Source organism: Rhodanobacter thiooxydans LCS2 (assembly GCF_000264375.1).
Classification (GTDB): domain Bacteria; phylum Pseudomonadota; class Gammaproteobacteria; order Xanthomonadales; family Rhodanobacteraceae; genus Rhodanobacter; species Rhodanobacter thiooxydans.
The window spans coordinates 24234-36018 of sequence record NZ_AJXW01000058.1; the positions used below are offsets into that span (position 1 = coordinate 24234).

At 62.2% G+C, this 11785-nt stretch carries 7 protein-coding genes; 1 reads left to right on the forward strand and 6 read right to left on the reverse strand.

Going from position 1 to position 11785, the window contains the following annotated elements; all coding sequences use genetic code 11:
• Positions 1-40 precede the first annotated feature (40 nt).
• The 6 genes from UUA_RS12320 to UUA_RS12345 all read right to left on the reverse strand — a co-directional run bounded on the left by UUA_RS12320 (position 41) and on the right by UUA_RS12345 (position 11171).
• The gene (locus UUA_RS12320; protein WP_008437332.1) at positions 41-2842 is read right to left on the reverse strand and encodes an ATP-binding protein; all 2802 of its coding nucleotides are present in this window, start codon (positions 2840-2842) and stop codon (positions 41-43) included.
• A complete protein-coding gene (locus UUA_RS12325; RefSeq protein WP_008437333.1) occupies positions 2842-3579 on the reverse strand; it encodes a hypothetical protein in 738 nt (245 codons plus the stop codon). Before UUA_RS12325 ends, UUA_RS12320 begins: the two co-directional genes overlap by 1 nt.
• Before the next feature lie 10 nt (positions 3580-3589).
• Complete coding sequence (locus tag UUA_RS12330) at positions 3590-6511, reverse strand: DUF1156 domain-containing protein (protein WP_008437335.1); 2922 nt, start codon at positions 6509-6511, stop codon at positions 3590-3592.
• Complete coding sequence (locus tag UUA_RS12335) at positions 6508-6894, reverse strand: hypothetical protein (RefSeq protein ID WP_008437337.1); 387 nt, start codon at positions 6892-6894, stop codon at positions 6508-6510. The genes UUA_RS12330 and UUA_RS12335 overlap by 4 nt, the downstream gene beginning before the upstream one ends.
• Before the next feature lie 7 nt (positions 6895-6901).
• Positions 6902-7519: an NYN domain-containing protein gene (locus UUA_RS12340; RefSeq protein ID WP_008437338.1), complete on the reverse strand. Its 618-nt coding sequence runs from the start codon at positions 7517-7519 to the stop codon at positions 6902-6904.
• 142 nt (positions 7520-7661) lie between these two features.
• Positions 7662-11171 (reverse strand): helicase-related protein, encoded by a 3510-nt coding sequence (locus tag UUA_RS12345; protein ID WP_008437340.1) that lies wholly within the window; start codon positions 11169-11171, stop codon positions 7662-7664.
• Positions 11172-11377: 206 nt separating this feature from the next.
• On the opposite strand from UUA_RS12345, the gene queD reads away from it, so the two are divergent.
• A complete protein-coding gene (gene queD / locus UUA_RS12350; RefSeq protein WP_008437342.1) occupies positions 11378-11737 on the forward strand; it encodes a 6-carboxytetrahydropterin synthase QueD in 360 nt (119 codons plus the stop codon).
• Positions 11738-11785 lie beyond the last annotated feature (48 nt).

Here is an 11785-nt window from a genome sequence, read left to right on the forward strand (position 1 = left end):
TGCCTACCAAGGCTTCCACGCCTTAAGCAGAACGAAGCCGTTACTCGAAATCTGACGACTTCATCCCCAGCGTCTTGCCGTTCTCTTTCGCGGCCCGAACGATACCCTCGCCAAAGCCGCGGCTATCTTCCGCTTCCACGTCAACACGGATGTTTACGCGGGTGCCCGGCGTGGAGGTAAACAGCTCCACCAGCTCTGACACGATTTTCGAGAACTGCACCGAGGCCTTGATCGGGTCCAGTTCGACGCTGGCGAAATAACGCGTGAGCTGCCGAGCTTGTGGTGACGATGGCAGCGGAGGTGTTGCCGATGTTCCCGTTCCCGCGGCAGTCGGTGGCGTGTCGGTGACGGGGCCACCAGCCAATGTCGACGCCGCTACGGGCGCCGGTCGCGTCTTCTCCTCGTACGTCGCGGCATGCTTTGGTTCGATCAACAGCAACGACGCATCGAGGATCGGCGAGGTGCTGTGGCCAAACGAGAACCCGCGATAGCCTTCATCGTCCTTGCCGTAAGCCAGGCCGAAGAAGTCGCGGCTGACCGCGCCCGCGGCGATGGCGGCCTGCATCACCGACGAGCCTGCCAGCCGAGGGAAGTAGAGGTACTGGCAGGTCTTCTGCCAGGCATCCAGCGCGGGGATGTCCACCACGCCGTCTTTCCAGAACCAGCGTTTGAGCATATTGCCCAGATGGATCGGTGCCCATTCACGGATCACCAGTTCGTTTTCAGCCACCACGCGGTCGACTTCCTTGCCCAGTCCCGGCGCGGCGGGGTTGAGCGGAAATATCTCCCACTCGATATCGCCCAGCTCGCCGCTTGGCTTCGGGGCCTGGGTGGGCGCTATCAGGCACTTGAAGGCTTCGCGCACCAGGCGGTGCACGGTGTCATTGGCCTGGGCACGGTTCTGCTCGGCCTGGCGCGACTGCAGCGCGTCCAGGTTCAGGCGCAGGTCCTTGATGTCCGCCTCGATACTGCGCCAAGCCAGCAGGGCCCGCGCCGTGTCCTTCAAGTGCATCACCTGATCGGCTTCGGCGGCCAGGAACAGCAAGCGATTCTGCTTCTGGCGTGGTTGCTCGCCGCGCATGCGCAGGATGGCCGTGGCGGCGTCGCGCGCCGCATTGGGGCCGCTGCGCGACCATGCAGCGGCCGGCGGCAGCACTACCAGGCGCAAACCCCAATCATCCGGGATGTCGCCGGCCGGCGTGAAAAGATGCACATGCTCGATAGCGCTCGGTCCCATGACCCGCGTAAGTGCCAAGCGGATGGCCTCGATGACGTCAGGCTCATCGAAGCGCCGCTTGCGCTCCTCCATTTCACGACGCAAGTTGGGGCGCACATCGAGCCACCAACGTCCGTTGGCGGTGTTCAGGAAGGTCAGGCGCGTCTCAAGACGGCCCAGTGCATCCTTGTATACATGGGGCGCCTGGCCCGGCTGCAGACAGCCGAGGATTACTCGTTCGGTCTCCAGCCCGCGCGCCACTTCGTTGGTTCCGGTTGGCGCGCTGCCAAGAAAAATCGTGCGGGCAGCGCGGCGACAGGCTTGCAATGCGCCGAAACGTGGCTCGCGTTGTTCGATGTCCGCCGGTTCGGAGCGATCGCCATCCACATCGCGCTCCAGCACCGGATCCCAGCCCGCTGGCAGGTACGTGGTCACATCGGCACGCACGGTGCCATCGGACAAGGGTAGGCTGCCCGGCATCAGCAGCAAATCCTTGTTGTCGCTTTGCCACAGGCGATGGATCACCTTGGCCATCAGTTTCAGAACACCACGGGTGCGCTGAAAATTGGGCAGGCTCGACCAATCCTTGTACAGCCGCTCGAACACCTCCGGATGGATAGGGTAAGCCGCGCGCATGCGGTCGAGATACTGGCCGTCCTGGGTCTCGCCCGGCAGCTCGGCAGCATGCGTCACGTAGTGGTCGGCAAACGCGCGACATACGGCGTCGGCGGCAGGTTGATCCTTGATCTCGGCAAACAGACGGCGGCGGACAATCTCGAACGCCTCGTCGGTGGCCACCGGCTTCCACACCGCCTGCACGCGGCCGAAATAGTGTTCCAGCGCCTCCAGCGCGGCGACACCACGCTGATCGCCCACTTCACGATGGGATTCCGGCAGCGAGGCCAGCAGCACTGCGTTGGGCACCGCCTTCATCGCCTCGGTCAGCGCCTGGATAAACGACAGGTTGCTGCCAAACGTGCCACCGCTGAGTGCGTTGTTGTCGTCAAACTGGCGGATGTACGCCACCATTTCGTCCAGCAGGATCACGCACGGCGCAGCGTCGCGAATCAACCCCGTCAGCACTTCCTTGCCCGGCGAGGTGCCGGCGGCATCGGACTCCGCCAAGCGCGCATAGGCAGCCGCTCCACCCAGCTGCCACGCTAGCTCGCCCCACAAGGTGCGTATGACGTGACCATCCACCTTGCGCGGCTGGTTGGGTGCCAGCTTGGTGCCGTCCAACACCGCCACGCGCGCCTTGGGCAGCGTGAGCACGCCGGCCTTGTCCAGAATGGCCGGGATGCCGGCCAATTCACTGGCCGACTTAGCCTGCGCGAGGTGCAACACCGCCAGCATGGTGTGCGTCTTGCCGCCACCAAACGCGGTTTGCAGCTGAATCACCGGGTCGCCGCCCTTGCCTGCCAGGCGCCGCACCACCGAATCGAGCAACAGGCGCATGCCCTCGGTGATATAGGTGCGCTGGAAGAACAACACCGCGTCCTGATATTCCGGCGTCGCCAGGCCGTCGTGCACCTGGGTGATGTCGGCGGCGAACTCGGCCTGCTGGAAGGTACCCTTCAGGACGTCCTCGTGAGGGACGGCGATTTCGCGCCAAGGTCTCATGGCCATCAATTGTTTCCCCTGAACTTAGCGATCGCGGTCGCCAAACTGATCACTACTGACTTCCCACCTGTTGCCGCCGCCGCGGCAACGTCCACGGATATTTCACCTGCTCGGCCAGCGGCACCCTTCAGAAACTCCCGAAAAAGGTCAGAAAAAATGCTGGTCGTCAGCGAGGTTTTTGCGCCCCTCTTGCCCGCTGCCGAAAGGACGGTATTCATGGCAAGCATGTCGGCCCTATCCAGGTAGCGCTCGAAGACTTTGACCAGTGCGTCCAACTCGATCTTCAGTATTTCCTTGTTGAACGACCCATCGCCAAATTTTCCGATGTCTCTGAGGTCGGCGAGGATGCGTTGTCGAACGAATTTGTCTTCCACCGAAAATTCTACAATCTGGGCACCTTTCTCTTCGTAAGATCGAAATTTTACGCGTGCGAACAAAGCGGAGAGAACATCACGAACGTAACTCCGATTGTCGCCTGGATACTTCAACCGCATTTCGTACATGTGGTTTGCCAGTCGAGCCACAGGCATGCGAAGCAGCAAACTAAGCTCATGCAACGGCTTCTGCCAGGCGTCAGTGTGTGTAAGGAAAAGATGAAGAATGAGAATCTCAGCATCCTTCTTGGTAAGCGAGCCCAGCCCTCGTTTCAGTGATTCGTCAAGCACGCTGACTGCGAGTTCTGACGCTTCACGTAAAGCGAAGTCGGCACCGCCCAGCTTTACCACGAAGGCCTTCTCGTCCATCTCATTCTCCTTAGACATCCAGTGAGCCTTGCGTGTGCAGCTCACCACTCTCATGCGACGTGTTCTCGATCGCGTACCACGCGGTGACCAGCTCGTTGTAGTTGCGGGCGTCGTCGGCCCAGCCCTTGCGTTCGCACAGGGTGTAGAGCCAGAAGGCGAGGCGGCGAATGTCGCCGCTGCGTTCGGGCATGCGTGCGAGCAGTTTTCCGGCAGCGGATTCGCCGCCCTGGCTCAGGGCGCGGATCAGTTGGTGCAGGGCTTCCCATACCGGGGTGCGGTTGTCTTCGCGCGGGTCCCAGTCGGCCGGGTAGTCGGCGGGCTTGAGCAGCTTGACCTTGCCGGCCTTCGCTTCCAGCACACCGGCGGCCTGCGCGCCCTCGACGCTGGTGGCCTTGGCCTGCGCCAGCGTGTTGGCCGTACCGTAGTCGCCGGCCGACCAGCCCACGTCCTGGAACCAGCCGAGGCAGAAGTTGGTGTCGGCGTCGAAGTTCTCGCCGCCCAGCGTCTCGTCCACCTGTTTGTTGATCAGGGTCAGCGCGCTGTGCACGCTCATCGGCTCGCCGTTCGCTTCCAGCACCGCGGCGTACTGCGAGTACACCGCCATGCCCGGGCCAATCGCGGCCTGGGCCAGATCCACCGGCGCGATCGGCGAAGCGTTGCCCTCGCCGCCGAGCATCGCTTCCAGCGCTTCCTTCAGTTCGTCCTTGAGTTCGCGCAAGAAGTCCTTGCGCGAGATGCTGGGTGTGTCGTCGTGGCGCCGACGGCAGACTAGGATAATGCTGGAGGCGAGGGCATTAGTGCCGCTACCGATCAGGCGATTGCCGAGTTCGGTGCGCATCGGCCAAGTGCCTGTCAATGCGAAGCCGGCGCGGATCACTGCGGCGAGGAAAGTTTCCCAGCCGGTCGACGCCGTGCCAGCATCCTTGGTTTCGGATTGCTTGAAGGCGTAGTAGATCGTGACAGGGAAAGCACCATGTGCCAGCTCGGCAATGTTGTGCATTGCTAAAGTCATGCCGTTGAGAAAGAAAGTCTCCGCGCCCTCTTTGCCATCATGTCGATAAGGTGTGGCTACTAGCTCTTCTCCTTTCGGCACTGCTACCGTCGCAAATAAACTTGGGTACGTCGCTCGCAAACTTCGACGGAGCCAAATATAGAAATAGTCCGATAGATCCGCGTATCCGATGTTGTCGTAATACGGCGGATCAGTTGAAACCAACTTGTCCGTACTGATCTGCTGACTTGACGCGTCGGCCTGAGAAGCAACTCCAAAAATGTTTGGCCGACAGGCGTTTATGGCCTTGGCCACGAGTGCAGCGCCACTTACATAGTTTCCTGATGCATCGCCAAGCGGATTCGACTCTGCAAAGTCCCAAGTCATTGGCAATGCTTGGCGACTGAATGTATTGATGATTCCGCTTTGGGTTGGTGTGGGATCCCAGCGTCCGATTGTCGAACCTCTATCCGCAACTTTATCCAGAGCGAACGCAAGGAAGATACACACCGCCTCCGCGTACGCCGTCGCGCCGGTGCCACCGGCGTCGAGGCCGCGGGTGTCGCCGGGCATGCCGGTTTGCAGGGCGTCGGTGCGGATGCGTTCGCGGGCTTCGCCGACGAGGTCGGAGAAGGTAGTTAGGGCGACCAGTTGGCGTGGGGTGAACAGGTCGCCGAACTTGGTCAGGCCGTAGCTCAGTGTCCAGAAATTGCGCGGGTCATCCGGCAGCGGCGTGTCCGGTCGCCATGTTGGTTGAGCGGACTTGGCAATGGCTTCCATTGCCTCCGTCGGATCGAGATAGACGCGACTCCGCGCGCCTTCGGCGACGACCGCCATCAGGCGTTCGCCCATGCGTCCGGCAATGCCCTCCGCCTTGATGTAGTCCGGCTCGATCGGCGTATCCGACATCAGGCATTGGAAATTTGCGCCACGCGAGAGCTTGGTGCCATTTTTCGCCGATGCCGGCGGCTTGCCCTGCCCAGCCGCTGCCGTGCGCACCTCAAAGCGATACGTGCTGCCACTGACCACCGGCTTCACCCATGCCTCCTTGCCGGCCTTGGTGGACAGCAGGAAGGTCGAGGCCAACGGCACCTCGACGCTGGAATAGGCCGGGTTGGGGCTTCGCACGGTGCGCGCCCACAGCCACGCGATCACGGTGAGCTGCTGCCCGACCAGCGGTTTCAGGTCGGGCCGATCCTTCGCCATCGTCGCGGTGATCTCGACTTTCGGATACAGATGGCCGATGCGCTGCTGCGCCTGCTCGCGCATCCAGTGGCCGTAGCGGCGCACATCCTCGGCCAGGCCGCGGGCGCCGGACCAGTCCGCATGCATTTCGCCCTGCTTCTCGCCCGCCGGAATAGGCCCCACCGGTGCGCGGCCAGCGAACTTCGGCGGAATCTCGATCATCGCCTTGTTGATCAGCACCGCCACCGGGTTGAGATCCGAGGCATGGCTTTCCAGGCCCAGCCGCTGCGCCTCCAGCGGTATCGCGCCGCCGCCGGCGAACGGATCGTGGAACGCGGGCAACCGCGCGGGATTGAACAGCTCGGCCGCCTGCGGGTGCCTCTTGTTCATCTCGCAGGTCTCACGCCAGCTCTTGCGGGTTTCCTCGCGCGCTTCTTCCAGCACCGCCTCGTTGTTGGTGTTCTCCCACTTGACCAGCGCGCGGATGATCTTGAAGAGGCGTTCGCGCTCCAACTCCACCCGGTTCTTCCAGTTACGCGTACGCCGGTCGCCTTCGATGTATTCGGACGGGTCGTTGACCATCTGCGCAAACAACACCGCCCGCGCCGCCGCCAACGGCCGCCGTGCCCACCACAGATGCAAGGTGCTGGGATGGCCATGCCGGATCGACTTCTCGCGCGCCGCGGCGACGTTGATGTCGTCCAGCGGAAGCGCGACTTCGATGAGTTTCTTGGGGCATTTGATCGGGGTGGTCACAGCGCTTTGTACCAATCGGTGAAGGCGTCGAGATCGCCAAGGGTGGGGAAGCACCAGTAGTCGGCCGGGTTACCTTTGTACAAGCGTGCGGCATTGGCTTCCAGGGTAGCGATGCGTGGCTGGTGTTCGGTGTAACGCTTCTTTCGCATGGTCTGGAACCGGTTGGGTGCGTGTTCCCACACGGCCTCGGTCCACACATAGATGCCGGCGTTGACACGGTTCAGTGCCAGCTGGCGGCCATGGGCCGTGCGAAAGCAGCGCAAGTAGTGCGCTGCATCGTTGCCGATACGCACCAGCGATTTGTGCAGTCGCTGCTCGGATTGCAGGGCGATCTCGCTAGCGGGGCGAAGGTACTTGCCGGAATGTGGCTTGCGCAGGGTCATGCGATGGTTATTTCCAATGGGTCGGTCGAGTCAGGACGAAGCCGCCGCGCGTGGCGACCTGGTCAGGCAGTTGGTTGTTGCGCAACTTGTCTTCGCCGATATTCAGGTAGCCATGGGCGCAACGTTTCAGCTCGGCAGAATGGCGGTTGGGCGGGAACACCACGATCACACGCTTGCGCGGAAAGCGCTGGCGAATCCGCCTGATCGGCGTGGTCAAATCGCTGTCGCCAGACAGCACCAAGGCCGTGTCAAAGTTGTCATCGAAGGCGTCGCTGAGCAGCTGGATCGCTATGTTCACGTCGGTCATTTTTTCTTCGTAGTCTGGCCAGGTGGCATGACACTTCCGGCAGGTACGCTGTTTTTCCAGATAGTGACCGTACTGGACGCGTGTGCCGCGTTCGACCAGGGCGTCGAGGTAGTCGTTCTGACGCTTGGCATCGGTCAGGTTGTGGCCGTTGCTGCGGATGCGCGCGGTAAAATAGTGGGTGGCAAGCAGTTGCTGATCGGGTTTCAGCAGGCTTTGCGCCAACGCAGGAAGATCCAGCCAGTAGTATTTACGCCAGCCGCTGGACTTGAGGCCGAAATAGAGGTTGAAGCCGTCTATATAGATCGCTACACGTTGCATGAACGGCTACCCGGAAATGCCCGAAAGTTGTTGACAACGGTCAACCGTGTGCCAATATCTGCCACGTATAACCCCGCTGGGGATAGCATCCTCAGCCCGACGCCCGCCTCGCGCGGGCGTCTCTTTTTGTGCGGTCCACAAGTCATGGCAACGCCTTCGCCAGCAAGCTGCTGATGGTGTAGGTGACGGCGGTGACGCCCACTTCGGGTTCCTGCGTAAACGGCTGCTGCACATAGTGCGGGCCGTCCACCTGATCGCCATCCACCAGCACGATAGCCAGCCAGAACTTGTTGCCTTGGTTGAGGGCGGTACAGATTTCGTTTCGGGTGACGATGACGGCGTCTTGTCCTTTGGCTCGGCCCTTGACCTCGATATGCCGCGGCTCGGGCAGCTGGTCGTCAACGATGGGCGGGTAGGCGGTGATATCCCAGCCGCACTTTTCCGCGGACACATCCTTGACGAGGTGACCACGCGCTTCTTCCGATGCGGTCACTGCGGCCATGGCGCGGCGTTCGACGGCGGCGCGGGCGGCGGGGTCAATACTGAAGACGGGTTTGGCGTCGCCTCGCAGCCACGCCAACAAGCCCGCTGGGATGATCAAGGCGCCGCCAATGATGACCGGGGTGGACGAGACGATATTGCGCATGTCCTGGAGTTCACGCTCGCGCGTTTGCAGGCGAGCGGCCAGCTCGTCGGCGCGGCGGCGCAGTGACTCGGGTTGCACGCGCGGCTGGCGGCCGGCTTTTACTTCCAGGTCGAGCTCGGCAGCGCGGCCGGCAAGGTAGTTGATCTCCTTGGCCAGTCGTTCGCGTACTGCCTGATGGATCTTGTCGATCTGATGTTCGCGGCGCTGGCGCACTTCGTTGTAGTGGTCGGGCACCACGTGGATGGCGGCATGGTTGAGCGCGCGCGCCTCAAGGCCCGACGCCAGCCAAGGCTGTTTCAGTAATGGTGCAAGCAGGTGGGCGTCGGCTGCAGCAAGTGGCTCCATGCCCAGGTGCGGCGCGGCGTCAGCCACCCGCATGTGGCCTTGCTCGTCGGCCAACACGAATTGCAGGCGCTGCGAAATGACCCGACTGCTGCTGCCGCTGCCTTCGCGGATGCTGTGCTCCATGATCAGCAGCAGGCCGGGTTGGTCACTTGGGTCGCTGGGGTCGACGAGTACGGTGCCCTGCTTCAGCGCGGCACGGTGTTCGCCGAGCATCACGTCGATGACCGACGCCATCAGTGGGTGCGCGGGATGCACCAGGTCGGCCATGGGGCGGCCGTCCATGTGGACCTCTGCCTTGTCGAAGCAGATGCGCTCGTACTTGGTCAGTACCGGCGCGCGCGTTTCGCTGATCTGGCGGTCACGTTCGCGCAGCACGGCGGGAACATGCGGGATTTCGTAGCGATGCGCTTCGCGACGGCGCAGTTGGCCACCCACGCGCTCGAATGCTTCAACGAAAAAGCTGCGCAGGAAATAGGGCTGCAGCTTGCGGGCCTGGGCTTTGTCCATCTCCTCCTTGATGGCGAACAACTGGTCCATCGACATGGCGTTGTCGACCAACGCATTGCGATCCATGATCGCTTTGAGATGGCTGGTATCGAGGGCACCGTCGATGACCTGGTGCATGCGCGCACGGGTTTCTGGGCTGTCGCCGTAGCGGATGGCTTCCAATAGCAGGTCTTTCAGCGACTTGTTCTCGAACGCCTCGCCGAGGATGTCGAACACCTGCCCGCCTAGCGCCTTGCGCTCGACTTCGAGCTTGTCGAACAGCTTCTGGAATACTTCGCCTTCGCGCGTTTCGCTGGCGACCAGGTTCCACAGATGACAAACCTCCTGCTGACCAATGCGATGGATGCGGCCAAAGCGCTGCTCGATGCGATTGGGGTTCCAGGGCAGGTCGTAATTGACCATGAGGTTGGCTTGTTGCAGGTTCACGCCTTCGCCAGCGGCGTCGGTGGCCACCAGTACCAGCACATCCTTGTCCTGGCGGAACAGCTCCTGCAACTTGACGCGTTCGTCGCGGTTGGTGCCGCCATGGATGGTGATGACGGCTGACGCATTGCCCAGCGTGTCGCTGATGCGCGCCTTGAGGTAGTTCAAGGTGTCGCGATGCTCGGTGAAGATGATCAGCTTGCGGCGGTGGCCGCTGCGATCGCGCATCTCCGGCTCGTCGTGCAACAGGTGCGAGAGCTGCGCCCATTTGCTGTCGCTGCGTGAATCGACCACGGCGCGTGCCTGCGCCTCCAATGCCTGCAGGCTAATGATCTCCGCTTCCAGTTCGGAAATGGTTTCGGCCGCGGTGGCCTGATCCACGACCTGGTCGGCGTAGTTCTCGTAATCCTCCGGGCTGAGCTCGTCTTCCAGCTCGTCGAGGTTGTCAGGCAGTTCGATGGTCTTGGCGGTGTAGAGCTCCGCCTCTTCGTTGACCCGGCGCCCGCGTGCGACCAGCTTCATTTCTTCGAGACGGGTTTCCAGGCGGGCGTGACGTCGCCGGAGCGACTGGAAGATCGCTTCCGGGCTGGAGGCCAGACGGCGCTGCAGCTGGGTCAGGGCAAAGCCGACGGTGCCCTTGCGCTTGCCGCCAAGCCGATCGGCGCGATTCATCTCGTGGCGCACGTAGTCGGTGACTGCCGCATACAGGGCTGCTTCGAGCGGCGAGAGCTGGTAGTTGGCGGTATAGGCGCGACGCTCCGGGAACAGCGGGGTACCGTCGAACTTGAGCAGCTTCTCCTTCACCATGCGCCGCATCAGGTCGCTGACATCGACCTTGTGCGCACCCTCGCGGAATTTGCCGTAGAAGCGATCACCATCCAGCAAGGAGAGAAACAGCTGGAAGTCCTCCTCCTTGCCGTTATGCGGCGTGGCGGTCATCAGCAGGAAGTGGCGGCACAGGCCGCCCAACTGCTCACCGAGCTCGAAGCGCTGGGTCTTCTTGATGTCGCCGCCGAAGTAGCTGGCCGAAAGTTTGTGCGCCTCGTCAACGATGATCAGATCCCAATGGGTGTGGGACAGCTTTTCGCGATAGTCGTCGTTGCGAGCTAGCTGATCCAGCCGTACCAGCAGTCGATCCTGCTCGGCGAAGTAGTTGCCGCTGGCACAGGCTTCCTGACGCTCACGGCTGAAGGGCTCGAAATCCAGACCAAACTTCTCGCGCAGCTCATCCTGCCATTGGCCAATCAGCGACCCCGGCGCAACGATCAGGATGCGGCGGGCGTCCGAGCGCATGACCAGCTCGCGGATCAGCAAGCCGGCCATAATGGTTTTGCCCGCGCCCGGATCATCCGCCAGCACGAAGCGCAGCGGCTGGCGCGGCAACATGGTTTCGTAGACCGCAGAGATTTGGTGCGGCAGCGGTTCCACGTTGGAGGTATGCACCGCCATCATGGGATCGAACAGATGCGCCAGCTTGATGCGCAGTGCCTCGGCCGCCAGCTTGAATTCGGCACCATCCGCGTTGAAGCCCCAGGGCCGCCCTACCGTGGCTAGGGCAAGCCGGGCTTCATCCGCACGGAACAGCATGCGCTCGGCGGGGATGCCGTCGGCACCCCTGTAGAAGACGGTGATCGCCTCGTCGCCGATTGGCTGGGTGGCGACGATCGTTACCGGACCCTCCGGGCTGATGCCACTGACGACCGATCCATGGCTGATGTCTTCCAGCTTCACGAGCTTCCCCTGTTCCTTGGTCGTTTTGGCGACGTTGAGCGGCTATGCAACCGTGATGCCTTCTCACCGAGCGAGATCAGGCCAAGCTTACCGCCCGATCGCATATATGCCCATGGTGGTCAGACGGGCATCGTTGACCGTCTTCGCGTGCGTCGACCACAGCGAGGTCATCGAGGGTCATCTCGGCGCGGCTGTACAATGTCGCGATGGATATCTTCAAGGTTTTCACGCTCGAAGCCGCACACCGGCTCCCCAACGTGCCGGAAGGGCACAAGTGCGCGCGCCTGCATGGCCACTCCTTCCGAGTTGAGGTGCATCTGGCGGGCGAGCCTGGAGCCGGCACCGGCTGGGTGATGGATTTTGGTGACGTCAAGGTGGCGTTTCAGCCGATCTATGACCAGCTCGACCATCACTACCTCAACGACATCGACGGGCTGGACAATCCCACCAGCGAGCGGCTTGCTGTCTGGATCTGGGAACGACTCAAACCGCGGCTCCCGCTGCTCTCGGAGATCGTGGTGCGCGAGACCTGCACGTCTGGGTGCCGTTACCGGGCCCCCAAGTAGTCAGCGTCTTGTGGTGAGCAACGGCGTCTCGGAGGAGGCAGCCCGCTT